General features: G+C 65.6%; 25 protein-coding genes. 8 read left to right on the top strand and 17 right to left on the bottom strand.

Annotated features, from left to right (window positions below):
* Positions 1 to 30 precede the first annotated feature (30 nt).
* On the bottom strand, positions 31 to 660 hold the full coding sequence (gene orn / locus BHE01S_RS04685) for an oligoribonuclease (RefSeq protein ID WP_042261072.1): 630 nt from the start codon (positions 658 to 660) through the stop codon (positions 31 to 33).
* 112 nt (positions 661 to 772) lie between these two features.
* Between orn and BHE01S_RS04680 the strand changes: the two genes are divergently transcribed.
* The 3 genes from BHE01S_RS04680 to BHE01S_RS04670 are packed head-to-tail and all read left to right on the top strand — an operon-like array spanning position 773 to position 3,335.
* Positions 773 to 2,050, top strand: a complete 1,278-nt coding sequence (locus BHE01S_RS04680; RefSeq protein ID WP_042261070.1) for a M48 family metallopeptidase — start codon at positions 773 to 775, stop codon at positions 2,048 to 2,050.
* Positions 2,047 to 2,988 (top strand): ribosome small subunit-dependent GTPase A, encoded by a 942-nt coding sequence (gene rsgA, locus BHE01S_RS04675; protein ID WP_042261068.1) that lies wholly within the window; start codon positions 2,047 to 2,049, stop codon positions 2,986 to 2,988. Before BHE01S_RS04680 ends, rsgA begins: the two co-directional genes overlap by 4 nt.
* A gap of 23 nt (positions 2,989 to 3,011) precedes the next feature.
* A complete protein-coding gene (locus tag BHE01S_RS04670; protein ID WP_042261067.1) occupies positions 3,012 to 3,335 on the top strand; it encodes a putative signal transducing protein in 324 nt (107 codons plus the stop codon).
* Positions 3,336 to 3,414: 79 nt separating this feature from the next.
* Here the strand turns inward: BHE01S_RS04670 and BHE01S_RS04665 are convergent, their stop codons facing one another.
* From BHE01S_RS04665 to rpsP, 6 genes are all read right to left on the bottom strand, one after another.
* Positions 3,415 to 4,353 (bottom strand): CobD/CbiB family protein, encoded by a 939-nt coding sequence (locus BHE01S_RS04665; RefSeq protein ID WP_042261065.1) that lies wholly within the window; start codon positions 4,351 to 4,353, stop codon positions 3,415 to 3,417.
* Positions 4,354 to 4,503: 150 nt separating this feature from the next.
* Positions 4,504 to 5,241: a CoA pyrophosphatase gene (locus tag BHE01S_RS04660; RefSeq protein ID WP_042261062.1), complete on the bottom strand. Its 738-nt coding sequence runs from the start codon at positions 5,239 to 5,241 to the stop codon at positions 4,504 to 4,506.
* Positions 5,242 to 5,327: 86 nt separating this feature from the next.
* A complete protein-coding gene (rplS, locus tag BHE01S_RS04655; protein WP_042261060.1) occupies positions 5,328 to 5,723 on the bottom strand; it encodes a 50S ribosomal protein L19 in 396 nt (131 codons plus the stop codon).
* A gap of 150 nt (positions 5,724 to 5,873) precedes the next feature.
* Positions 5,874 to 6,641, bottom strand: a complete 768-nt coding sequence (gene trmD / locus BHE01S_RS04650) for a tRNA (guanosine(37)-N1)-methyltransferase TrmD (RefSeq protein WP_042261058.1) — start codon at positions 6,639 to 6,641, stop codon at positions 5,874 to 5,876.
* A gap of 67 nt (positions 6,642 to 6,708) precedes the next feature.
* Positions 6,709 to 7,473: a ribosome maturation factor RimM gene (gene rimM, locus BHE01S_RS04645; RefSeq protein WP_042261056.1), complete on the bottom strand. Its 765-nt coding sequence runs from the start codon at positions 7,471 to 7,473 to the stop codon at positions 6,709 to 6,711.
* Between the two features lie 97 nt (positions 7,474 to 7,570).
* Positions 7,571 to 7,834 (bottom strand): 30S ribosomal protein S16, encoded by a 264-nt coding sequence (gene rpsP / locus BHE01S_RS04640; RefSeq protein ID WP_028206744.1) that lies wholly within the window; start codon positions 7,832 to 7,834, stop codon positions 7,571 to 7,573.
* A gap of 227 nt (positions 7,835 to 8,061) precedes the next feature.
* Here rpsP and BHE01S_RS04635 point away from each other — a divergent pair, with 227 nt between their 5' ends.
* Both BHE01S_RS04635 and BHE01S_RS04630 read left to right on the top strand, forming a co-directional pair.
* Positions 8,062 to 9,222 carry a PQQ-dependent sugar dehydrogenase gene (locus BHE01S_RS04635; protein ID WP_042261299.1) on the top strand — a complete coding sequence of 387 codons (1,161 nt, stop codon included), beginning with the start codon at positions 8,062 to 8,064 and terminating at the stop codon, positions 9,220 to 9,222.
* A gap of 153 nt (positions 9,223 to 9,375) precedes the next feature.
* Positions 9,376 to 9,849, top strand: coding sequence for an NINE protein (locus BHE01S_RS04630; RefSeq protein ID WP_042261055.1), 474 nt, complete (start codon positions 9,376 to 9,378; stop codon positions 9,847 to 9,849).
* Positions 9,850 to 9,865: 16 nt separating this feature from the next.
* On the opposite strand, the gene BHE01S_RS04625 is transcribed toward BHE01S_RS04630, so the two are convergent.
* Positions 9,866 to 11,014: a PA0069 family radical SAM protein gene (locus BHE01S_RS04625; RefSeq protein WP_042261053.1), complete on the bottom strand. Its 1,149-nt coding sequence runs from the start codon at positions 11,012 to 11,014 to the stop codon at positions 9,866 to 9,868.
* A 138-nt stretch (positions 11,015 to 11,152) separates the two neighbouring features.
* A complete protein-coding gene (locus BHE01S_RS04620; RefSeq protein WP_042261052.1) occupies positions 11,153 to 11,641 on the bottom strand; it encodes an Lrp/AsnC ligand binding domain-containing protein in 489 nt (162 codons plus the stop codon).
* A gap of 177 nt (positions 11,642 to 11,818) precedes the next feature.
* Here BHE01S_RS04620 and BHE01S_RS04615 point away from each other — a divergent pair, with 177 nt between their 5' ends.
* Complete coding sequence (locus tag BHE01S_RS04615) at positions 11,819 to 13,105, top strand: D-amino acid dehydrogenase (protein WP_042261051.1); 1,287 nt, start codon at positions 11,819 to 11,821, stop codon at positions 13,103 to 13,105.
* Positions 13,106 to 13,201: 96 nt separating this feature from the next.
* Here BHE01S_RS04615 and BHE01S_RS04610 read toward each other — a convergent pair whose 3' ends face one another.
* The 6 genes from BHE01S_RS04610 to BHE01S_RS04585 form a co-directional block, all read right to left on the bottom strand.
* Positions 13,202 to 14,989: an acyl-CoA dehydrogenase gene (locus BHE01S_RS04610; RefSeq protein WP_042261048.1), complete on the bottom strand. Its 1,788-nt coding sequence runs from the start codon at positions 14,987 to 14,989 to the stop codon at positions 13,202 to 13,204.
* Positions 14,990 to 15,128: 139 nt separating this feature from the next.
* Positions 15,129 to 16,064, bottom strand: coding sequence for an electron transfer flavoprotein subunit alpha/FixB family protein (locus tag BHE01S_RS04605; protein WP_042261046.1), 936 nt, complete (start codon positions 16,062 to 16,064; stop codon positions 15,129 to 15,131).
* Positions 16,065 to 16,078: 14 nt separating this feature from the next.
* Entirely contained in the window at positions 16,079 to 16,828 is a 750-nt protein-coding gene (locus BHE01S_RS04600) for an electron transfer flavoprotein subunit beta/FixA family protein (RefSeq protein ID WP_042261044.1), read from the bottom strand.
* A gap of 223 nt (positions 16,829 to 17,051) precedes the next feature.
* Complete coding sequence (locus BHE01S_RS04595) at positions 17,052 to 17,849, bottom strand: MetQ/NlpA family ABC transporter substrate-binding protein (RefSeq protein ID WP_042261043.1); 798 nt, start codon at positions 17,847 to 17,849, stop codon at positions 17,052 to 17,054.
* Between the two features lie 55 nt (positions 17,850 to 17,904).
* A complete protein-coding gene (locus tag BHE01S_RS04590) occupies positions 17,905 to 18,558 on the bottom strand; it encodes a methionine ABC transporter permease (RefSeq protein ID WP_042261041.1) in 654 nt (217 codons plus the stop codon).
* Complete coding sequence (locus BHE01S_RS04585) at positions 18,548 to 19,582, bottom strand: methionine ABC transporter ATP-binding protein (RefSeq protein WP_042261040.1); 1,035 nt, start codon at positions 19,580 to 19,582, stop codon at positions 18,548 to 18,550. The genes BHE01S_RS04590 and BHE01S_RS04585 overlap by 11 nt, the downstream gene beginning before the upstream one ends.
* 281 nt (positions 19,583 to 19,863) lie before the next feature.
* Here BHE01S_RS04585 and BHE01S_RS04580 point away from each other — a divergent pair, with 281 nt between their 5' ends.
* A complete protein-coding gene (locus BHE01S_RS04580; protein ID WP_042261038.1) occupies positions 19,864 to 20,754 on the top strand; it encodes an alpha/beta hydrolase in 891 nt (296 codons plus the stop codon).
* A 23-nt stretch (positions 20,755 to 20,777) separates the two neighbouring features.
* On the opposite strand, the gene BHE01S_RS04575 is transcribed toward BHE01S_RS04580, so the two are convergent.
* Together BHE01S_RS04575 and BHE01S_RS04570 are read right to left on the bottom strand one after the other, a co-directional pair.
* Complete coding sequence (locus BHE01S_RS04575) at positions 20,778 to 21,563, bottom strand: enoyl-CoA hydratase (RefSeq protein WP_407669466.1); 786 nt, start codon at positions 21,561 to 21,563, stop codon at positions 20,778 to 20,780.
* A gap of 73 nt (positions 21,564 to 21,636) precedes the next feature.
* Positions 21,637 to 22,563 carry a histone deacetylase family protein gene (locus tag BHE01S_RS04570; protein ID WP_042261033.1) on the bottom strand — a complete coding sequence of 309 codons (927 nt, stop codon included), beginning with the start codon at positions 22,561 to 22,563 and terminating at the stop codon, positions 21,637 to 21,639.
* Positions 22,564 to 22,777: 214 nt separating this feature from the next.
* On the opposite strand from BHE01S_RS04570, the gene mltB reads away from it, so the two are divergent.
* Entirely contained in the window at positions 22,778 to 24,052 is a 1,275-nt protein-coding gene (gene mltB, locus BHE01S_RS04565; protein ID WP_042261032.1) for a lytic murein transglycosylase B, read from the top strand.
* Positions 24,053 to 24,109 lie beyond the last annotated feature (57 nt).

Here is a 24,109-nt window from a genome sequence, read left to right as displayed (position 1 = left end):
CAGTGCCGCTGCCGCGCGTCTCGCCGGCGCTCAGAGCGCCGGACCGGCCTCGCCCGCTGCCACGTCGGGCACAATGCCCGGCGCCGGAACGAGGAAATGCTCGCGGTAGTACTTGAGCTCGTCGATCGACTCGTGGATGTCGGCGAGCGCCGTATGCATCGCGCGCTTCTGGAAACCCTTGTAGATGGTCGGCTGCCAGCGCCGGCACAGCTCCTTGAGCGTGCTCACGTCGAGGTTGCGGTAGTGGAAAAAGCGCTCGAGCGTGGGCATCCAGCGCGCCATGAAGCGGCGGTCCTGGCAGATCGAGTTGCCGCACATCGGCGACTTGCCCGGCGGCACGTATTGCGAAAGGAACGCCATGATCTGCTCGGTCGCCGTTTCTTCCGTGACGGTCGAGGCGCGCACGCGCTCGGTGAGGCCCGAGCGGCCGTGCGTGTTGCGGTTCCATTCGTCCATGCGGTCGAGCACCGGCTCCGGCTGATGGATGGCCAGCACGGGGCCCTCCACGAGCTTGTCGAGCGTCGAGTTCGTCACCACCACGGCGATCTCGATGATGCGGTCGTTGTCGGGATCGAGACCCGTCATTTCCATATCGAGCCAGATCAGGTTCATGTCGGTGCGCTCGATGAGCGGCGCGCCGGCAGCGGTAATGTCAGTCATGAAGGGCAACCCGGAGAGCGTTGGAGGCGCGGCGCGTGCGCGGCATCGACAGGATGCGATGCCCGGCCGGCGAGAACATATAATTGTCGCATAGATACCACGGACTTCCTGGATGCCTAATCTGTCCCCCTCCCCTGCGCTGTCCTTCAGCGTGCTGTTCGTCGTGGCCGTGCTCGCCATGGTCGCGACCAGGCTCTGGCTCGCGTCGCGGCAGATCCGCTTCGTGGCCGCACACCGCGGCGCGGTGCCCGCGCAGTTCACCGCCACCATCCCGCTCGCCGCGCACCAGCGCGCCGCCGACTACACGGTCGCCCGCACGCGCCTCGGCATGATCGAAATCGTGCTCGGCGCAGTGGTGCTGATCGCGCTCACGCTGCTCGGCGGCGTGCAGGCGCTCGATCTCGGCATCTCGGATGCGATCGGGCGCGACTATGTGGGCCAGATCGCACTGATCGGAGCCGTGCTCGCCATCTCCGGCCTGGTCGAACTGCCGCTCGACTACTACCGCCAGTTCGTGATCGAGGAGCGCTTCGGCTTCAACCGCATGACGAAGCGCATCTTCGTCATGGACCGCATCAAGGGGCTCCTGATCGGCGCCGCGTTCGGCATTCCGCTTCTCTTCGTCGTGCTCTGGCTCATGAAGCAGGCGGGCAGCCTCTGGTGGCTCTGGACGTGGGCCGTATGGGTCGCGTTCCAGATGCTCGTGCTGGTGCTCTATCCCACCTTTATCGCGCCGCTCTTCAACAAGTTCGAACCGCTGCGCGACGAAGCGCTGCGCTCGCGTATCGAGGCGCTCATGCAGCGCTGCGGCTTTGCGGCCAAGGGCCTGTTCGTGATGGACGGCAGCCGCCGCTCCGCGCACGGCAACGCCTATTTCACGGGCTTTGGCGCGTCCAAGCGCATCGTGTTCTTCGATACGCTGCTTGCGCGCCTGTCCGGCAGCGAGATCGAGGCCGTGCTCGCGCACGAGCTGGGCCACTTCAAGCGCCGTCACGTCATCAAGCGCATGGTGGTCACGTTCGCGATCAGCCTCGCCCTGCTCGCCCTGCTCGGCTGGCTCTCGCAGCGCGTCTGGTTCTACGAGGGTCTCGGCGTGCGTCCGTCGCTGCTCGGCGGCAACGAAGGGCTCGCGCTCGTGCTGTTCTTTCTCGCCGTGCCCGTGTTCCTGTTCTTCGTCACGCCGCTTGGCAGCCTCTCCTCGCGCAAGCACGAGTTCGAGGCCGATGCCTTCGCCGCCACGCAAACGGACGCGCAGCATCTCGTCAACGCGCTCGTGAAACTCTACGAGGACAACGCGTCGACGCTCACCCCCGACCCGCTCTATACCGCGTTCTACTACTCGCATCCGCCGGCTTCGCAGCGGATCGACCGACTGCTCGCGCACGCATGAAGCGGCGCGCAACCCAAGCCGCCGGCAACCCAAAAGCTGCGGGCGCCACGCTGCACGGCGTGGTGATCGCCGCCCACGGGCGCCACTATCTCGTCGCGCCCGACGGCGGCGGCGCGCACCTGCAATGCTTCCCGCGCGGCAAGAAGAGCGAGGTCGCGGTGGGCGACCGCGTCGAATATCAGCAGACGTCCGCCGACCAGGGCGTGATCGTCGCGATCGGCGAGCGGCGCAACCTGCTCTACCGCTCCGACCAGTTCAAGTCGAAGCTCTTCGCGGCGAACCTCGACCAGTTGCTGATCGTGCTCGCCACGGAGCCGCACTTCAGCGAGGACCTGCTCGGGCGCGCGCTCGTGGCCGCCGAGGCCAACGACCTCAAGCCGCTCATCGTGCTCAACAAGATCGACGTCGAGGCCGCGCTGCCTCTCGCGCGCCAGCGGCTCGAGCGCTATCGCGCGCTCGGCTATACGGTGCTGGAGCTTTCGGTGAAGGGCCGCCCCGAGGAGGCACGCGCGGCGCTGGCCGAGCATCTGCACGGCCATCAGACGATCCTGCTCGGCCAGTCGGGCATGGGCAAGTCGACGCTCGTGAACCTGTTGATTCCCGACGCCGAAGCGGCCACGCGCGAGATCTCGACCGCGCTCAACAGCGGCCGCCACACCACGACGTTCACGCGGCTCTACGCGCTCCCCGAGGGCGGCGCGCTGATCGACTCGCCGGGCTTCCAGGAGTTCGGCCTCTATCACCTCACCGAGGGCAAGCTGGAACGCGCGTTCCCCGAGTTCCGGCCGCTGCTCGCGCACTGCCGCTTCTACAATTGCCATCACCTGCACGAGCCGGGCTGCGCGATTCTGGAAGCCGTCGACGACGGCCGCATCGCGCCCGAGCGCCAGGCGCTCTACGCGCAGCTCATGCACGAGATCAGCCAGGTCGTGCGCTGACCCGCCGCCCGCCCCCAACGCCCATGCTCAAGCTCGTGCGCGCGCCGAATCTGCTGATCGCCCAGCACTGGATGAACATCCTGGCGACGGCGGGCGTGCCCTGCGAGCTGCACAACCGCTATCTGAGCGGCGCGATGGGGGAAATTCCAGCCGAGCAGTGCGCGCCCGAACTGTGGCTCGTGGACGAGCGCGACGAAAAGCTCGCCCGGCGTTTGATCGACGAAGCGGTGAACGGGCCGCCGCCGGGCGCCCCCACGTGGCGCTGTGCGCGCTGTGGCGAGGTGCTCGAAGCGCAGTTCACCGTGTGCTGGAATTGCGGACGCGATCGCGACGTGCGCGACGAGTGACGTCAGGGGCCGACCCAAACGCAAATGGGCCGCCCGGAAGCGGCCCATTTGCATGTTTTACGGCTTGGCGCTGCGGCGCTCAGAGCCAGACGGCGATCGTCAGCATGAGCAGCAGGATCATCCACAGGATCACGGCGCGCCACACGAGGCCCACGGCCGATTGCAGCGTGCGCGGCGTGCAGTCGTCGCCCACCGTGTACGGCCCGCCCTCGCCCGGCTGCGCGAGCGCATCGACGCTGGACTGCTCGGCTAGCGGGCCCGACAGGCGCGCGCCCAGCGCGCCGCTGCCGGTGGCGAGCAGCACGCCTTCGTTGGTGTCGGGCCACTGGTTCGTGTGGTTGCGCCAGGCGTAGATCGCGTCCTCGAAATTGCCGACGATGGCAAAGCCGAGCGACGTGAGCCGCGCCGGCACCCAGTCGATCACGAAAAACACATGCTGCGCGAAGTTCGAGAACGCCTCGGTGCGGTCCTCGGCCGGGCGTGCCCACTCGCGCGCGAGGTATTCGGCGATGCGGTACAGCACGGCGCCCGCGGGCCCGATCGGCACGAGAAACCAGAAGAACACGCCGAACACATGCCGATGCGAGGCGATCACCGCGTGAATGAGCGTGTGGCGCACGATCTCGCTCACGGGCATGTCCACCGCGTCGATACCGGTCCATTCGTGGAGGATTTCACGCGCGCGCGGCACGTCGTCGTTGTTCAGCGCGAGATGGATGTCGGTGAAATAGTGGCTGAACTGGCGAAAGCCGAGCGTGAAGTACACGACCACCACGTTCCACAGGAACGCCAGCACGAAGCTGATGTGGTACAGCACGTAATAGATGAGCGCCGTGGCGAGCGTCCACGGCAGCACGACCACGAGCCACGCGATGAGGCCATGCTTCTGCTTGCCGGCGTCGAAGCCGTGAGCGGCCCATTCCGCATTGAGGCGCACGAGCGCCATGACCGGATTATTGGGCGACAGCGCCCGCACCTGTTCGATGACGAGAGCCAGCAATACGGAAAAGAAGGTCATGCGACGCGCCGTGCAGATCGGGTTGCGAAAGGGGTTTGATGAAAGTGTTGCAACGATATCACAGGGCCAGATGTACCTGACCATCGCCGGCAATTCGGGCGGCAAACTCGCAACAGTGCGTAGCGGCGCTTGCACGCGCCGCCAGACCCGTTACGCAAGCAGGAAACGGTAGAAGTTGCGCAGCATCCCTGCCGTCGCCCCCCAGATGAAGTGCGAGGACCCGACGCCGGAAGCGAGAGCGGGTTCAGGCTCACTGCGGTCCGGCGAATTGCGGTCCGGCGAATTGCGGTCCGGATAAGGCATCGCATAAAAGCGCCGCTCGCCGCCCTCCCAACGGAACACGCGCACCTGATGATGCACGGGGTTCATCAGAAAGCTGAGCGGCACCTCGAAGATGCTCGCCACTTCGAGCGAGTCCGCCGCGAGACTGAATGGCTCGTGCACGAGACCGACCACAGGCGTGACCTTGAAGCCGGTGCCGGTGAGGTAGTCGGGCAATGCGCCGAGCACCTCGACACGCGCGGGGTCGAGGTTCACTTCCTCTTGTGCCTCGCGCAGCGCGGCGGCGATGGGCGTAGGGTCGGAAGGTTCGCGGCTGCCGCCGGGAAAGCTCACCTGGCCCGCGTGATTGCTGAGGTTGTCGGCGCGCTGCGTGAGCAGCACGGTCAAGCCCCCCGGGCGCATCGCGATGGGCATGAGCACGGCGGCCTCGCGCGGATCGCGCATCTCGGCCAGACGCGCTTCCTGCGGTTCGGGGTCCCACGGCAGGCGCTGCTCGAAGCGCGTGCGCAAGCCGGCGGCGGTCAGGCGCTCCGCGGCGACCTGCGGAAGGCTCGCGCCCGTCGATTCGATCGGCAGGCTTTCGGGTTCAAATACTGGGCGGATCAACGGGCATCCCGGATGACACGTACACGAGAGTATTTTGCGGCCAAAAAGAAAAAAGCACCCCGAGGGGTGCTTTTTTCTTACAGCTTTTACGCCTGATCGGCCGGAGCCGCTGCGCGGTCTTTCGACACGAGCTTTTCCTTGATACGTGCCTTCTTGCCCGACAGGCTGCGCAGGTAGTACAGCTTCGCGCGACGCACGTCGCCGCGGCGCTTCACCACGATGCTGGCCAGCAGCGGCGAGTACGTCTGGAACGTACGCTCGACGCCTTCGCCCGACGAGATCTTGCGCACGATGAACGACGAGTTCAGACCGCGGTTACGCTTCGCGATTACGACGCCTTCGTATGCCTGAACGCGCTTGCGGTTACCTTCAACCACGTTCACGTTGACGATCACCGTGTCGCCGGGGGCGAAATCGGGGATGGTCTTCTCGCCCAGCACGCGCTGGATTTCTTCCTGCTCGAGTTTTTCAATCAGATTCATGGATTGACTCCGTATGCCATCTTGTCGGCGTTCGTACCTGTGCAGAGTTGCCTGCACTACGGCCCCGACAGAGGATGGATTCACAACTGGCGCCGTTCACGCATGAAGCGGCACCGCCTTTTGCGCCCCTTGTCGCGCCCGTCCGAAGCCTTACGCTTCGTCCGGGCCCTTCGCGAGACTAGCGAGCCACGCCTCGTCGGCCCGGCTCAACATCTTGTTCTTTCTGGCCCGCGCGATCAGATCGGGCCGCTTGTTCCACGTGTTGCGCAACGCCTCGCGGCGGCGCCATTGCTCGATTTCCGCATGATGGCCGCCAAGCAGCACATCGGGCACGCGCACGCCGTCGTATTCCTCGGGGCGCGTGTAGTGCGGACAGTCGAGCAACCCGTCGACGAAGCTGTCCTGCACCGCGGAAAGCGCGTCGCCCAGCACACCCGGCAGGTTGCGCACTACGGCGTCCATCAAGGCCATTGCAGGCAATTCGCCCCCCGAGAGCACGAAGTCGCCGAGGCTCACTTCTTCGTCCACGCAGCGGTCGACGAGACGCTGGTCGATCGCTTCGTAGCGGCCGCACAACATCACGAGACCCGGCTCCTGCGCGAACTGCATGACGCGTTCGTGCGTGAGCGGCTTGCCTTGCGGCGACATCAGCAGCACACGCGGGGCGCTCACGCCGGCTTGCGCCTGCGCGGCCTTCGCCGCGTCGATCGCCGCTTCGAGCGGCCTGGCCAGCATGACCATGCCGGGGCCGCCGCCGTAAGGGCGGTCGTCGATCGTGCGGTAGTTGTCGGTCGTGAAATCACGCGGATTCCACGTGCGCAACGTGTAACGCTGCTGCTTCGCCGCCCGGCTGGTAATGCCCCAGTCGGTCAGCGCGCGGAACATCTCGGGAAAGAGCGTGACGACATCGAACTGCATCGCTCTCTCCGTTCAGCGAAATGGATTCAGGGCGCGCGGCGGGGTTGCCACAGCGTTGCCACGGTGCTCAGTAGTCGGCTTCCCAGTCGACGACGATACGCTTCGCCGCCAGGTCCACCGTCTTCACGAACACGCCCACAAACGGGATCAGGCGCTCGCCGGAGGCCGGCTTGCCATCCTTGTCCGTGGACGCATACGTGACACGCAACACCGATTGCGCACCATTGTCGATCAGGTCGGCGACCTTGCCGAGCTCGACGCCCGCCTCATTGGCGACGTCGAGGCCGATCAGGTCGACCCAGTAATATTCATCGGCTGCGGGCGCCGGGAATTCGGCCCGGCTCACGTACACGCGCGCGCCGCGCAACAGCAGCGCGGCATCGCGGTCGGCCAGGCCCGAAAGCTGACCGACGACGCCGTCACCATGAACCTTGGCGCTCACACGCACCGCGGAATGACGCTCGCGATGCGCCTGACCCTCGCGGCCCTTGAGGAGCCACCAGCGTTTCGCGCCAAGCAGCGCGCGGCCGTCCTGCGCGTGCGGCGCGATCTTCAGCCAGCCCTTGAGGCCGTAGGCGTCGATCACGGCACCGACTTCAACGGCGTCGGCCGGCCAGCTCGCTTCGGTTTCGGCGCACAGGCTCCCGGTTGCGGGCGCGGCTTTCGCGGCGCTCTCGCGTGCAGGCTTGCGCACGAACGCGCCAAACGACGGCGCGCCGCGGGCGGCAGCCTTGCCGGCGCCGCCGGTCGCAGCGCTGTTTGCCGCTGCGGGCGCCCCGCTTTCCGACGCGTCGTTCGCCTGTACGGCAGATTTAGCGTCATGCGCGGACATCGGCACCCCTTGCGACCAGCTTGATATCGCATACGCGGATCATGCAGCGCGTACGCGGGTAAAACACGGACAACAGACTGAAAAGACGCTTGAAGACTTAAGCAGCCGGCGCAGCGGCGGCGGTCTTTTGCGCTTCCTTCACGAGACGCTCGACGGCCGGCGACATTTGCGCGCCGTTTTCCTTCCAGTACGTCACGCGATCTTGAGCGATGCGCAGCGTTTCACCCTTGGTAGCGACGGGGTTGTAGAAGCCCACGCGCTCGATGAAACGGCCGTCGCGACGGTTGCGCGAGTCGGTTGCGACGATGTTGTAGAACGGGCGCTTCTTCGAGCCGCCGCGTGCCAGACGGATGATGACCATACTAAAATCCTTGAAAACCGGGGTTCGGGACTACTGAAACATGCGATTATAGCCCGAAACCGGAGGCATAACAAACACTTAACGGGAAATTGCACACCGGCTCGCGGAAAGCGGCAAGACACGGCGGTCAAAAAGCGGCTCATGCCTCCGATGGGCGGGCCCTGGAGCGAATTGTGGCGACTTTCAGACGACTCGTGCACTGGCTGCGGCGCGGTTGCGACGACGGCGTGGGTGACAGCTGCGTTTTTCCGGTCTCGCGCCAGTCGGCCAGACGCTGCGCGGCAGCGTGGCTCGCCGTGGCCGCCGCCCTGCTCGCGGCGCCGTTCGCTCACGCGGCGCTTCCCATCGACCGTATCAAGCTGCCGCCGGGCTTCCACATCGAGGTGCTCTCCGCCGACGTGCCCGGCGCGCGCGAAATGACGCTGTCGGGCAACGGCACCCTGTTGTATGCAGGGAGCATGGACGGCGACGTCTACGCGTTCGAACTCAAGGACGGCAAGGCCATCAAGCGCCATATCGTGGCCTCGGGACTGACCATGCCGGTGGGTGTGGCCTGGCGCAACGGCGCACTGTATGTCTCGGCGGTTTCGTCGATCGTGCGGCTCGACGACATCGACCGTCATCTCGACGATCCGCCCAAAGCCGTCGTCGTCACGGATGCGCTGCCCGGCGAGCGCCACCACGGCTGGAAGTTTATCGCCTTCGGCCCCGACGGCAAGCTCTACGTGCCGCAAGGCGCGCCGTGCAATGTCTGCCTGCCGGCCGGCGACCCGCAGCGCGTGCATTTCGCGATGATCGGCCGCATGGATCCCGACGGCTCGCACTACGAGACCATCGCCCGCGGCGTGCGCAACACGGTCGGCTTCGCGTGGCATCCGCAGACCCACGAACTCTGGTTCACCGACAACGGCCGCGACATGCTCGGCGACGACATTCCCGACGACAAGCTCAACCGCTTCGCGCATGTGGGCGAGGACTTCGGCTTTCCGTATTGTCACGGCGGCAATGTCGCCGACCCCGGGTTCGGCGCCGGCCATCCGTGCAGCGGCTTCACGCCCCCGGTCCTCAAGCTCGGCGCGCACGTGGCGTCGCTCGGCATGCGCTTCTATACCGGTTCGATGTTCCCGGCCGACTATAGGAACAGTATTTTCATCGCCGAGCACGGCTCGTGGAACCGCAGCAAGAAGGTCGGCTATCGCGTGGTGCGCGTGAGCGCGAACCCCGACGGCACGAACGCGCGCCAGCAAGTGTTCGCACAGGGCTGGCTGAATTCCGACGAGACCCAGTGGGGCCGCCCCGCCGACGTGCTGCCGCTGCCCGACGGCTCGCTCCTGATCAGCGACGACTATGCGGGCGCGATTTATCGCGTGACCTACACGAAACCATGACGCGGCCGCCTCGTCGAAACTGCAGACATGGTGCCGGGCATAAGCGTGCGCTTGTGCTGCAAGCCCGGCGCGCGGCATACAATGCCCGGCGGCCCGTGTGCGTTCGACGTGATGCGCCCATGACGGCCAAACGTCCACGTTTCGCCCGAGCCCATGCCCAACGACAAGAACCGCGCACGCTTTCGCTCCAAAACGCTCACCGCCGCCCTCGCCTTCCTGTTTGGCAGCCTCGGCGCACACCGCTTCTATCTGTACGGCCCGCGCGACGTGTGGGGCTGGGCGCATTTGCTCGGCACGCTGATCGGCATTCCGGGCGTGATGCTGCTCGTCGCAACCGAACGCACCTCGATTCCCGGCTGGGTGCTTGCAGTGATCGGCGCGGTGTCGGTCCTCTCGGCGTTTCTGGCGGCGATCGTCTACGGCCTGCGCCCCGACGCCAAATGGGATGCGCAGTTCAACGCAGCGTTCGTGGAGCAAGGCCGCACGAGCCGCTCCGGCTGGACGGTGATCTTCGTCGTTATCTTCTCGTTGCTGATTGGCGCGTTCCTGCTCATGACAGGACTCGCGCTCTCGTTTCAAACGTACTTCGAGTCCCAGGTCCAGGCCGCGAAGGCGCTCTCGCAGTAAATCGCGCGGTAACGGCTCAGAACAGGTCGAGCTGCGGCTTCTCGCGCACCGTCTTCGACTGCACGAACGCCGACATGTCCAGAATGCCGTGGCGCCGCTCGTTGAGCCCGAGGCGCCGCACGGCATTGTGAAAGCGCTGCTTGAGCAGGTCGGCCCAAAGCCCCGTGCCCTTCATGCGCTGCGAAAACGCCGACTCGTAGTCCTTGCCGCCGCGCATGTCGCGCACGCGGCTCATCACGCGCTCAGCGCGCTGCGGGAAGTGCGCCGCCAGCCAGTCCTGGAACAGCGGCGCGACCTCCCACGGCAGCCGCAGCACAATGTAGCTCGCGCTTGTCGCCCCGGCCTCGGCACAGGCTTCGAGCACGCGCTCCATGTCGGGCTCGGTCACGAACGGAATCACCGGTGCAATGCTCACGCCCACCGGCACGCCGGCTTCGGCCAGCGTACGGATGGTGCGCAGCCGCCGCGCGGGTGTCGCCGCACGGGGTTCGAGCGAGCGGGCGATATCGGCGTCGAGCGTGGTGATCGTGATCGCCGCCATGAACTGCTGGCGCGCGGCCATCGGCGCGAGCAGGTCGAGATCGCGCTCGATCAATGAGGACTTCGTGATGGCCGCGAACGGATGCTGCGCCTCGGCCAGCACTTCGACCACGCGGCGCGTGATGCGCAGGTCGCGCTCCACGGGTTGCCAGGCGTCGGTGTTCACGCCGAGCGCGATCGGCTCGGCCTCGTACGACGGCTTCGCGATTTCCCGCACGAGCAGTTCCGCCGCGTTGACCTTCGCGTAGATCCGGCTCTCGAAATCGAGCCCTGGCGAGAGGCCGAGATAGCTGTGCGTAGGCCGCGCGAAGCAATAGATGCAGCCGTGCTCGCAGCCGCGGTAAGGATTGAGCGAGACGTTGAACGGAATGTCCGGCGACTGGTTGCGCGTGAGGATGCTTTTCGCGCGCTCCTCGAAGACTTCGGTGCGCAGCCTGGCGTCGCCAGCTTCATCGCCATCGCCCTCCCCGCCGGCAACCCTTTGCTGCCAGCCGTCGTCGAACGCTTCGCGCTGGTCGACTTCATAGCGCCCTTGCAGGTTCGTGACCGCACCGCGCCCCTTGCGCGCGGTGGGCGGCGCAACGGGATACCAGGCGTCGGAATCGGGGTGACGGGAGTCGGTCACGGCTGGAGCCGGAAAGGCACGAAAATGGACATGAAAAACGCGGACATGAAAACGCGGATCGATACTGTATATTTATACAGCACTGATCCGCGTTGTCGAGTCCTAAAAACGGGGCGCTTTCAGCCGCCGCCATCGAGGTCATTCCCCCACGGCGATGGTCAGCGTCTCCTTGATCTCTTCCATCACCACGTAGCTCTTCGACTGCACGGCGCCCGGCAGTTGCAGCAGGATGTCGCCGAGCAGTTTGCGGTAGTCGGCCATCTCGCCAATGCGCGCCTTGATGAGATAGTCGAAGTCGCCCGAGACGAGATGGCATTCGAGCACTTCGGGAATCTTCTGCACCTCGCGGCGGAACTGGTCGAACATGTTGCCGCTCTTGTGGTCGAGCGTGATCTCCACGAACACGAGCAGCGCCGCGCCCAGCACGGAGGGATTCACGCGCGCGAAGTAACCCGTGATCACGCCGTCGCGCTCCATGCGCTTGACCCGCTCGATGCACGGCGTGACCGAGAGCCCGACTTGCTCCGCGAGGTCCTTCATGGCCATGCGGCCGTCTTCCTGGAGCAGTTTCAGGATGCGGTGATCGAGCCGGTCGAGCGCGCGGACCGGTTGGCGCTGCGTTCTCATGATTTCTTCCCGAAAATCTGAAAAATACAATAACAAAACCTGGACATACAACAATAGCATAGCTACAAATACTGGCTACACCCGAATTTTCATGCCTTCTTCCCTATCGGTGCCAAAACATGGCTTCCAGGGTCCCGGCAGCGCGGCGTAGCCCAACGAATCTCTAATGGAGCCGCTATGCGAGTCGTCGTGTTGGGCAGTGGCGTGGTCGGTGTGGCCAGCGCCTGGTATCTCGCCCGCGCGGGCCACGAAGTCACGGTGATCGACCGCGAGGCCGGTCCCGCGCTCGAAACCAGTTTTGCCAATGCCGGCCAGATCTCGCCGGGATACGCCGCGCCGTGGGCGGCGCCTGGCGTGCCGCTCAAGGCGATCAAGTGGATGTTCGAGAAGCACGCGCCGCTCGCCATTCGTCTGGACGGCACGAGGTTCCAGCTGCAATGGATGTGGCAGATGCTGCAGAACTGCACGGCTGAGCGCTATGCGCTCAACAAGGGCCGCATGGTGCGCCTCGCCGAATACAGCCGCGACTGCCTGCAGGCGCTGCGCGCCGACACGGGCATCCAGTATGAAGGCCGCACAGGCGGCACGCTTCAGGTGTTCCGCACGCAGCAGCAGTTCGAAGGCGCCGCGAAGGACATCGCCGTGCTCGAAGACGCGAACGTTCCGTACGAACTGCTCACCGCCGCCGAACTCGGCCGCGCCGAACCCGCGCTCGCCGCGGTGTCGGGCAAGCTCACGGGCGGCCTGCGTTTGCCCGGCGACGAAACCGGCGACTGCCAGATGTTCACCACGCGCCTTGCCGCGATGGCCGAACAACTCGGTGTGAAATTCCGCTACAACACGCCGATCGACGGCCTCGCCATGCAGGGCGACCGCATCGCTGGCGTGCAATGCGGCAGCGAGCTGGTGCGTGCGGATTCGTACGTGGTCGCGCTCGGCTCCTTCTCGACGAAGATGCTCGCGGGCCTCGTGAAGATTCCGGTCTATCCGCTCAAGGGCTACTCGATCACGGCGCCGATCGTGAATGCGGGTGCCGCGCCGGTTTCGACCGTGCTCGACGAAACCTACAAGATCGCGATCACGCGTTTTGACGACCGCATCCGCGTGGGCGGCATGGCCGAGATCGTCGGCTTCGACAAGACGCTCAAGCAGGCGCGCCGCGAAACACTCGAAATGTGCGTCAACGACCTGTTCCCGGGCGGCGGCGACACGGCGAAGGCCACCTTCTGGACCGGCCTGCGCCCGATGACCCCGGACGGCACGCCGGTCGTCGGCCGCACGCCGATCCCGAACCTGTTCCTGAACACGGGCCACGGCACGCTCGGCTGGACGATGTCGTGCGGCTCTGGCCAGTTGCTCGCCGACCTGATCTCGGGCAAGCAGCCCGCCATCCGCGCCGACGATCTTTCGGTGCACCGCTATCTCGGTGACGCGCAAGGCTCGCATCGCCCGGCGTATGCCTGAAGCAACGCTTTCGGCATGAACGAACACGGCGCCTGCGGGGCGCCGTGTTTCATTTCTCGCTTCGTCCGGCTCTCCCGGCTCGATTAGCACGCGGCGTCAGAACTGATCCTCCGCCAGCGCCAGCACGCCCTCGCTGCCGTTCGCGCTGACGATCGCCGCTTCGAGCGCCACCGCCTGCGGCAGCACGTGTTGCGCGAAGAACTGCGCCGTGGCGATCTTCGCGCCATGAAACTTCGGATCGTCCTGCATAAGACGCTGCGAGGCGAGCATCGCGCGCGCCATCTGCCAGCCGCCCAGCACGATGCCCGCCAGCTTCAGATACGGCACGCTGCCTGCGAACACCGCATTCGGATCGCTTTTCGCCTTCGCGAGCACGAAGTCCACGGCCGACGCCAGCGCGTCCTTACCGGCCGCGAGATGCGTGCGCATCGACCCGAACGCCGCGCCTTGTTGGGCGGCCAGCGCGTCGACGGTCTGCGCGATATCGGCAAGCAGCGCCTGCGCCGCCGCGCCGCCGTCGCGCAGCGTCTTGCGCCCGATGAGATCGTTCGCCTGGATCGCCGTCGTGCCCTCGTAGATCGGCAGAACGCGCGCGTCGCGGTAGAACTGCGCGGCGCCCGTTTCCTCGATGAAGCCCATGCCGCCATGCACCTGCACGCCGAGGCTCGTCACTTCCAGCGCCAGTTCGGTGCTCCAGCCCTTCACGATCGGCACGAGGTACTCGTAGCGCGCCTGATGCCGCGCACGGGCCGCCTCGTCGGGCTCGCCATGCGCGAGGTCGCTCTCGCCCGCCGCCACGTAAGCGAGCGCACGCGCGGCTTCGGTGAGCGCACGCATCGTCGCGAGCATGCGGCGCACGTCGGGATGATGGATGATGCTCACCGCCGCTTTCGCGGAACCGTCCACCGGGCGGCTCTGCACGCGCTCCTTCGCATAGGCGAGCGCCTTCTGGTACGCGCGATCGGAGACGGCCACGCCCTGCATGCCCACCGCAAAACGCGCGGCGTTCATCATGATGAACATGTATTCGAGGCCGCGATTCTCTTCGCCAATCAATTGGCCGATCGCGCCGCCATGGTCGCCGAACTGCAGTACGGCCGTGGGGCTCGCCTTGATGCCGAGCTTGTGTTCGATCGACACGCAGTGCACATCGTTGCGCGCGCCAAGCGTGCCATCGTCGTTGACGAGGAACTTCGGCACGATGAACAGCGAGATGCCCTTCACGCCTTCGGGCGCCGTAGGCGTGCGCGCGAGCACGAGATGGACGATGTTCTCCGCCATGTCGTGCTCGCCCCACGTGATGAAGATCTTCGTGCCGAACAGCTTGTAGGTGCCGTCGCCTTGCGGCTCGGCGCGCGTGCGCACGGCGGCGAGATCGGAGCCCGCCTGCGGCTCGGTGAGGTTCATCGTGCCGGTCCAGTCGCCCGAGATGAGCTTCGGCACGAAGCGCTGCTTTTGCGCTTCGCTGCCGGCGGTGAGGAGCGCTTCGATGGCGCCGTCGGTAAGCAGCGGGCACAGCGCGAACGAGAGATTCGCCGCGTTGAGCATTTCCACGCACGGCGTCCCGACGAGCTTGGGCAAGCCTTGTCCTTCGTATTCCTGAGGATGCTGCACGCCTTGCCAGCCGCCGTCCACGTATTGCCGGAATGCCGCCTTGAAACCGGGTGTGGCGTGCACGTTGCCGTTTTCCCAGCGGCTCGGATTGCGGTCGCCTTCGGCGTTCAGCGGCGCAAGCACTTCGCCGCACAGCTTCGCGGCTTCGTGCAGCACCGCTTCGACCGTTTCGGGCGTGGCATCTTCGCCGCCCGGCAGCTTCGCGATGGCTTCGAGGCCGGCCAGTTCCTTCATGACGAACAGCATGTCGCTCGTGGGCGCCTGGTACATTTCAGTCTCCTGCTGCCGGTATGCGGATCCTCAAATAACAAAGGGGCGCCGCGGCGCCCCTTTGTTGCTACGTTGCTTCGTCTCACGCCGCGCGTTCAATCATGATACGCGGCGCTCGTCGCTGGATACACCGACCGATTCAGCCGAGTTCCTTCACGAGTTCCGGCACGACCGTGAACAGGTCGCCCACGAGGCCGTAATCGGCCACGCTGAAGATCGGCGCTTCCTCGTCCTTGTTGATCGCGACGATGACCTTCGAGTCCTTCATGCCGGCCAGATGCTGGATCGCACCCGAGATGCCGACAGCCACGTACAGTTGCGGCGCGACGATCTTGCCGGTCTGGCCGACCTGGTAGTCGTTGGGCACGTAGCCTGCGTCCACTGCAGCGCGCGAGGCGCCCAGCGCTGCATTGAGCTTGTCGGCGAGCGGCTCCAGCACCTTCGTGTAGTTCTCGCCGCTGCCCAGACCCCGGCCACCCGAGACGATGATCTTCGCGCTCGTGAGTTCCGGACGATCGAGCTTCGTCACTTCACGGCCGACGAACTGCGTCAGACCGCTGTCTGCTGCCGCTTCGAGCTTCTCGACGGCTGCGCTGCCGCCTTCGGCCGCGACGGCATCGAAGGCCGTCGTACGCACGGTGATGACCTTGACCGGATCGGCCGATTGCACCGTCGCGATCGCATTGCCCGCGTAGATCGGACGCTCGAACGTGTCCGGCGAGTCCACAGCCGTGATGTCGCTGATCTGCGCGACGTCGAGCTTCGCGGCAATACGCGGCGTGACGTTCTTGCCCGCTGCCGTGGCCGGCGCGAGGATGTGCGTGTAGTTCTTTGCAATCGCAAGAACCGTCGCCTCGACGTTTTCGGCGAGACCCTGTTCGAGTTGCGGCGCATCGGCCAGCAGCACCTTGGCCACGCCTGCGATCTTCGCCGCTGCGTCCGCTGCGGCCTGGGCGTTGTGGCCCGCGACCAGCACGTGCACGTCGCCGCCAATTTTCTGTGCTGCAGCGACGGTGTTCAGCGTCGCGGCCTTGATCGAGTGATTGTCGTGTTCAGCAATAACCAGATTCGTCATTTTCGTCTCGCTCCTTACAGCACCTTGGCTTCCGTCTTCAGCTTCTCGACCAGCGTCTTCACGTCCGGCACCTTCACGCCGGCCGAACGCTTCGGCGGCTCGGCAACCTTCAGCGTCTTCAGACGCGGCGTGACGTCAACACCCAGGTCTTCCGGCTTCACGGTTTCCAAAGGCTTCTTCTTCGCCTTCATGATGTTCGGCAGCGTGACGTAGCGCGGCTCGTTCAGGCGCAGGTCCGTCGTGACGACTGCGGGCAGCTTCAGCGACAGCGTTTCCGCGCCGCCATCGACTTCACGCGCGACCGTAGCCTTGCCGTCGGCAACCGTGAGCTTCGAGGCGAACGTCGCTTGCGGCAGGTTCGCCAGCGCGGCGAGCATCTGGCCGGTCTGGTTCGAATCGTCGTCGATGGCCTGCTTGCCGAGAATGACCAGTTGCGGCTGTTCCTTGTCGACCAGCGCCTTGAGCAGCTTGGCCACGGCCAGCGGCTGCAGCTCTTCGTTCGACTCGATGAGGATCGCGCGATCCGCGCCGATCGCCAGCGCCGTGCGCAGCGTTTCCTGCGCTTGCGCGACGCCCGCCGAAACGGCGATGACTTCCGTCGCCACGCCGGCCTCCTTCAGACGCACCGCTTCTTCCACGGCGATTTCGTCGAACGGGTTCATCGACATCTTCACGTTTGCGATGTCGACGCCCGTGCCATCTGACTTCACACGAACCTTCACGTTGTAATCGACTACGCGCTTGACTGGCACAAGGACTTTCATTCACATGCTCCGAAGTTACGAATACGTCAACCTGGCGGACATTATAGCGATAGCCCTGTCGGGCCGATCTGCCACCAGCAATTTTCACGAACCACCGCTGCCGCACCCCCTGCTTCACCCCGGCCATCAGTAGCGAACGATCGTGCGATTTTACGGTGGAAAAAACCCGGGCATCAAGCCCGGGCGCCGAAAAAATTCTCTAATTCCATGGCCGCGAGGGGTTCTACCAGGATGTAATGACCGCCCCGCCGAATGTCGTTTCGACGTAGCGCTTCACTTCCGGCGAGTGGTACGCGGCGACCAGCTTCGCCACCCACGGCTTGTTGCGGTCGGCCTCGCGGATCGCCAGGATATTGACGTACGGCCCCTTCGGGTCTTCGATTGCGATCGCGTCCTGTTTCGGCTTCAGGCCCGCTTGCATCGCGAAGTTCGTGTTGATCGCGGCGGCGTCCACGTCGTCGAGCGAACGCGGAATCTGCGCGGCGTCGAGTTCGACGATCTTCAGCTTCCTGGGGTTTTCCACGATGTCGAGCGGCGTCGCCTTCAAGCCTGCTTCCGCGCGCAACTTGATGAGACCCTGGCTCTGCAGCAGCAGCAAGGCACGGCCGCCATTCGTCGGATCATTCGGCACCGCGATGCGCGCGCCCGGCTTGAGTTCGGAGAGCGATTTGATCTTCTTCGAGTAGATGCCCATCGGGAACGTGACCGTGTCCGCGATCTTGATGAGCTTATAGCCGCGATCCTTCACCTGCGCGTCGAGATACGGCGCGTGCTGGTAGCTGTTGGCGTCGAGGTCGCCGCCCGCGAGCGCCGCATTCGGCTGCACGTAGTCGGAAAACTCGATGATCTTGATGTTCAGGCCGTTCTTCGCGGCCACGCTCTTCACGACTTCCATCACCTGCTCGTGCGGGCCGCCCGTCACGCCCACCTTGATGGAGTCGTCCGCGTGTGCAGCGAGCGGTGCGATGAGCGAAGCCGCGCCAAGCGCCGCGGCAAGCCGGATCATGAAACGACGATGCATACCCAACCTTTGTCCTGTGTAGTTATGTTGATCGAAAAACCGCTTGTTTTAAGGCCTATTTGTGGCTCAGACGCCGCACGAGCCAGTCGCCGAACGACTGTACGAGCTGCACGAACACGATCAGGATCACGACCACGATCAGCATGACTTCGGGTTCGAAGCGCTGATAGCCGTAGCGGATGCCGAGGTCGCCAAGGCCGCCGCCGCCGATGGCGCCGGCCATCGCCGAATAGCCGACGAGCGAGATGAACGTGATGGTGAGTCCCGCCACCACGCCCGGCAGCGACTCGGGCAGCAGCACCTTGAAGACGATCTGGCTCGTGCTCGCGCCCATGGCCTGGGCGGCTTCGATCAGGCCGCGATCGACTTCGCGCAGCGCCGTTTCGACGAGCCGCGCGATGAACGGCGCAGCGGCGATGGTGAGCGGCACGATGGCGGCCGCCGTGCCGATCGACGAACCCACGACGAGGCGCGTGAACGGAATCACGGCAACGAGCAGGATGATGAACGGCGTGGAGCGCACGGCATTGACGACCACCCCCATCACGCGATTCGCGGCGACGTTCTGCAGCACGCCGTTGCGGTCGGTGAGATAGAGCAGGACGCCGAGCGGCAGGCCGACGGCCGCGCCCACGAGTCCCGAGATGCCCACCATGACGAGCGTCTCCCAGAACGACTGGACGAACATGTCGAACATTTCACTCCACATGGGACAGTTCCTCCACCACGACGCCTTGTTCGCGCAACCACGCCATGGCCTGCGCCACCTTCACCGGTTCGCCGCCCGCGAGCACCGCGAGCGAGCCGAACGCCTGCCCCTGGATCTCGTCGATCTGGCCGTGCAGGATGTTGAAATCGAGCTCGAAGCGGCGAATCGTCTCCGAGAGAACCGGCTGATCGACGCCCGTGCCCTTGAACGCGAGGCGCAGCAAGTGGCCGCTGCCCTTCGCGAGATGCTCCGCCACGCGCGCCTTGAGCGCGGGCGGCAGCTCCTGGGCGATCACGTCGCCGAGCAGCGCGCGCGTGACTTCGTGGCGCGGTTGCAGGAACACGTCGATCACGGGGCCGCTCTCCACCACGCGGCCCGCATCGAGCACGGCCACGCGGTCGCAGACCTGTTTGATCACTTCCATCTGGTGCGTGATCATCACGATGGTCAGGTTCAGTTCGCGATTGATCTTGCGCAGCAGGTCGAGAATCGCGCGCGTCGTTTCGGGGTCGAGCGCGGAGGTCGCCTCGTCCGAAAGCAGCACCTTGGGCTTGCTCGCGAGCGCGCGCGCAATGCCCACACGCTGCTTCTGCCCGCCGCTGATCTGCGAGGGATAGCGGTCTTTCTGCGCGCTGAGGCCGACGAGTTCGAGCAGCGGCAGCACCGTCGCCTCGATCTCGGCGCGCTTCACGCCGGCCAGTTCGAGCGGCAGCGCGACGTTGTCGAACACGGTGCGCGACGACAACAGGTTGAAGTGCTGGAAGATCATGCCGATCTCGCGGCGCGCTTGGCGAAGCTCGGCCGTCGAGAGCGACGTGAGCGTGCGAGCGTTGACGACGATGTCGCCTTCGGTGGGCCGCGTGAGCAGGTTGATGGTGCGCACGAGCGTGCTCTTGCCCGCGCCACTGCGCCCGATGATGCCGAACACCTCGCCCGGCGGAATCGTCAGATTGACGTTGTGCAGCGCCTCGATCCAGCCTTGTGGGCCGGCGAAGCGCTGGGACACGTTTCGAATTTCGATCATGGAAAAAAGCAAAACGGCGGGTGTGCCGCGCGCCGCTCGCGCAAGCCGCTTCTTTCGTGTAGCGGCAACCGCGTCGCGCCGGCAGACAGCCGCCGTTTGATGGACTGGATTTAGGCCCGCATTCTACCCTGGCACGCAAAATTCCTTTTAATAATCATTTTCGATAATTTCATAACTCGTTTGCATTAGAGGGTGCTGGCAGCGCGTGGGCGCCCGCGCGGCCGCTACACTGCACGGGGGCAGACTGATACCGAAAACGAACCGCCCAACCAGGGAGCGAGATGGAGACCCGTCAGAACATCGCCATGGCGCAAGCCGCCGAAGCCGCCGGGCAAACGACACTGCGTGCGCGTGACGGAGTCGAACTGCCGCTCTACGTCTGGCGCGCGAGCGCGCCGCCGCGTGCGGCCATCGCGCTCGTTCATGGTCTCGCGGAACACGCGGGCCGCCATGCGGCGCTCGCCGCACGGCTGAACGCCGCGGGCATCGATGTCTACGCAATCGATCTGCGCGGTCACGGGCATGCCCCGGGCCGCCGCACCTGGATCGCGCACTTCGACGACTATCTCGACGACGCCGAGGCGCTTCTCGCCCATGCGAACGCGCAATGCGCCAAACAGGGCATCCCGCTCTTCCTGATGGGGCACAGCATGGGCGGCGCGATTGCCGCGCTATACGCCGTCGAGCGCCTGCCGCAATCGCGCATGCCGCTCGCGGGCCTGCTGCTCTCGAGCGCGGCGTTGGCGCCTGGCCGCGACGTGCCCGCGTGGAAGATCGCCGCGAGCCGCGTGATCAGCGCGATCTGGCCGACCTTCCCGGCCATGAAAATCGACGCGGCGCTGCTCGCGCGCGTGCGCGACGTGGTCGAAGCCAATCGCGCCGATCCGCTCGTGCATCATGGCGCGATTCCCGCCCGCACGGGGGCGCAATTGCTGGAAGCGATGAAGCGCATCGAGGCGGGACGCGCGCACCTGCGGCTACCCGTGCTGATCTGGCACGGCACCGCGGACAAGCTCACCGAGCCCGAAGGCAGCCGCGCATTCGGCGCGAACGTGGGATCGGCCGACCGCACGCTCACGCTTTATGAGGGCAGCTACCACGAAACGCTCAACGACCTCGATCGGGAGCGCGTGATCGACGCGCTGATCGACTGGATCGGCCGGCACTGCTGAGCAGCCAGACGCGGCCAGGCGCGCTACTTCGCGCCGCGTTTCTCGATGAATGCCTGCACGCCGTCGAGCGCGGGGTCGGTCATCATGTTGCAGGCCATGGTCTGCCCGGCCAGTTGATACGCGGCTTCGATGCCCATTTCGATCTGCCGGTAGAAGAGCCCCTTGCCTGCCGCGACGGCCTCCCGCGGCTTCGCGCAGAGGCTCGCGGCCAGCGCGGTCACGGCCGCGTCGAGTTCGTCGGCGGGCACCACGCGGTTGACGAGGCCTTCGCGCAATGCCTTCTGTGCGTCGATGAATTCGCCCGTCATCAGCATTTCGAAGGCCGCCTTGCGCGAGACGTTGCGTGAGAGCGGCACGGCGGGCGTCGAGCAAAAGAGCCCGAGATTGATGCCCGATACCGCAAAGCGCGCCGAGTCCGCCGCCACCGCCAGATCGCACATCGCAACGAGCTGGCAGCCCGCCGCCGTCGCTACGCCCTGCACGCGCGCGATCACGGGCTGCGGCATCTTCTGGATGGCGAGCATCATCTTCGAGCAGCGCTCGAACAGCTTCGCGTAGTACGCGTGCGAGGGCGCCGCGCGCATTTCCCTGAGATCGTGGCCCGCACAGAACGCACGCCCCGCAGCGGCGATCACGACCGCACGCGCGTCGGATTTCGCCAGCGCGGCGAGTTCGCCCTGCAATGCATCGATGAGCGCTTCGGAAAGCGCGTTGAACGCATCCGGGCGGTTCAGCGTGAGGCGCACGACGCCCGGCACGCCATACGCATCACGCGTGACTTCGACGAGCGGCGGCAATGAAGAGGGAATGGCGCTCACGATGCGTGTCTCCTTCGTTCGAACAGATGCGGTATGGGTCCGCGCTCAGGGCCGCGCGGACCGCCTAGATATCCGCCAGCACGCGCAGATGCGCCACGACGCTGCGGCCAAGCGCCGAGAGGTTATAGCCGCCTTCGAGGCTGCTCACGACGCGCCCGTTCGCATAGCGGCGCGCAATTTCGAGAATCTGTTCCGTGATCCACGCAAAGTCGTCTTCCACGAGCCCCATGTTGCCGAGGTCGTCTTCGCGATGCGCGTCGAAGCCCGCCGAGACGAACACCATCTCGGGCTTGAACTCGTGCAGCCGCGGCAGCCACATGATGTCGATGGCCTCGCGCACTTCCATGCCTTTCGTGCGCGCGGCGATCGGCAGATTGACCATGTTCGGCGCCGGATGCTCGGCCCCCGAGTACGGATAGAACGGATGCTGAAAGAAGCTGCACATCAACACGCGCGAGTCGCCCGCGAACGCGGCCTCGGTGCCGTTGCCGTGATGCACGTCGAAATCGATGATCGCCACGCGTTGGAGGCCATGGACTTCGAGTGCATGGCGCGCCGCGATCGCGATGTTGTTGAAGAAGCAAAAGCCCATCGCGCGCGCGGGCTCCGCGTGATGGCCGGGCGGGCGCACGCTGCAGAATGCGTTCTCGTAGCGCCCGGCGAGCACCGCGTCGGTGGCCGCGATCGCCGCGCCCGCCGCGCGCAGCGCCGCCTGCCACGTGTGCGGATTCATCAGCGTGTCGGGGTCGATGCTCGCGTAGCCTTCCCTCGGCGCCATGTTGCGGATGAAGTCGATGTGCGCCTGGGTATGCACGCGCAGGAGCTGCGCCTCGGTCGCAAGCGGCGCCGATTCGTCGCGCTCAAGCAGCGCGTCGATGCGGCTCGCGATCAGCTGGTCTTCGATGGCCTGCAGACGGGCGGGGCATTCGGGATGCCATTCGCCCATCTCGTGCAGCAGAAAATCGGGGTGAGAGAAGAAACCGGTCGTCATGAGTCGCATAGGCCGCGGGTTGCGCGCAGGCGCGCGGCCGCGGGTCTCCGTCTGTCTTTTGTCTGGCGACGCGCCGGCTGGCGCGCGTACAGACATCACGTTACCACAGCGGCCTGGTGCTCACGCGCCACGCCGGCGCGTGGCGGCCCGATTCCCATAAGGCGCTCGGTTATACTGCCCGGGTTCTTCCTGGACCGCTCTCCCCCGTTCACTCATGACCTTCAAGACCGCTCTGTCCGCCTCCAGTCGCCCGCGTCGCACGACACTCGCACTCGCGCTTTGCGTCGCGGCGTCGTTGTGCACCGGCGCGGCGCGCGCGCAAACTGCCGCGCCGAAATCGCGACAGACGCCGCTCACGCTCGCGCAGGCACAGCCGCAAACGCCGACGCAGGGCCAGACGTTCGAAGAGGAAATCGTCCCGCAGCGCTACGCGAACAATCCGGACGTCGACGGCTTCATCAACGACATGGTGGCACGCTACGACTTCGATCCAACCGCACTGCATGCGCTGTTCGCGAGCGCGAACTATTCGGCGACGGCGGTGAAGCTCGTCACGCCCTCGCCCGTTCCGGGCGTGAAGAACTGGCGCGCGTATCAGGCACGCTTCCTCGACCCGGTGCGCATCAATGCGGGCGTGCGCTTCTGGCGCGCGAACCAGGCCACGCTGCAGCGCGCATCGGAAGAGTTTGGCGTGCCGCCCGAGGTGATCGTCGGCATCATCGGCGTGGAGACGATCTACGGCCGCTACATGGGCAACTTCCGCGTGCTCGATGCGCTGACCACGCTCGCCTTCGATTATCCGGGCACGCCGAACCGTGCCGAGCGCATGGCGACGTTCCGCAAGAATCTCGAGGACTACCTCGTGTGGACGCGCGATGCGCAGATCGATCCGTCGTCGGTGCTCGGCTCGTACACGGGCGCGATCGGCATTCCGCAATTCCTGCCGAGCAGCATCGTGCAGTATGCGGTGGACTACGAGGGCAACAATCACATCGATCTGCGCGCGAGCACGGCCGACGCGATCGGCAGCGTGGCGAACTATCTGCGGCAGAACGGCTGGGAATCGGGGCGCCCCGTGGTGTGGAATATCGCCACCGATGCAGGCAGCCTCGGCATCGCCCAGGCCGCCGCCGACGGCAAGCCCGAACCGCGCTGGCCGCTGAGCCAGTTGCTGCGCTCGGGCCTCGTGCTCGATCAGCCGGACGTGGATATCGCCGCCGAGGCAGGCACGCCTGTCACGGTGATCGACCTGCCCTCGCCTGGCCGCGGCACCGAGTACAAGCTCGGGCTCAAGAACTTTTATGTGCTCACACGCTATAACCGCAGCTTCTTTTACGCGCTCGCGGTGTATCAGCTGGGCATGCGCGTGAAGGCACAGATGCTGGCGACGCAGCCGGGCGTGGGTGTAAGCCCGGCGAATGGCAATGGCAACGGTATGAACAGCGCCCCGAACGGTACGGGAACGACGCCACCCGCCAAGCAAGACTGAATTCAGCGGTACAAAGCAAAACGGCCTTCGGAATCTGAAGGCCGTTTTTTTGCGTCC

It is taken from the genome of Paraburkholderia heleia NBRC 101817 (assembly GCF_000739775.1).
Lineage (GTDB): Bacteria > Pseudomonadota > Gammaproteobacteria > Burkholderiales > Burkholderiaceae > Paraburkholderia > Paraburkholderia heleia.
Note: the sequence above shows the minus strand (reverse complement) of the source record. Positions and strands in the feature narration are given on the sequence as shown.